This window comes from Undibacterium sp. Di27W (assembly GCF_049340345.1).
Classification (GTDB): domain Bacteria; phylum Pseudomonadota; class Gammaproteobacteria; order Burkholderiales; family Burkholderiaceae_D; genus Undibacterium.
On sequence record NZ_JBMPOS010000161.1, the window covers coordinates 1 to 276 of the forward strand.

The following is a 276-nucleotide window of genomic DNA, read 5'->3' on the forward strand; positions in this document are numbered from 1 at the left end:
CAGTTTCCATGCGCAGTTTTGTCGGCATAGACCTGGGCAGCGAGCCTGTTCCTGATGAAACGACGGTGTGTAAATTTCGGCACTTACTGGAACGGCATGCACTTGGCAAACGTATTTTTGAGGAAGTGGGCCGTCATTTGCAAGAGCGTGGGATGAAGGTGTCGGGCGGCACCATCGTTGATGCCACCATCATTGCCGCCCCGTCTTCGACCAAGAACAAAGATGGAGAACGTGATCCGGAAATGCGTCAAACCAAAAAAGGGAATCAATGGCACT

The 276-nt window shown here is 51.8% G+C and carries 1 protein-coding gene; it reads left to right on the plus strand.

Features of this window, described 5'->3' with window-relative positions; genetic code table 11:
- The coding region (locus ACO0LF_RS31740; protein WP_423021437.1) for a transposase at positions 1–276 on the plus strand (276 nt) is incomplete at both ends.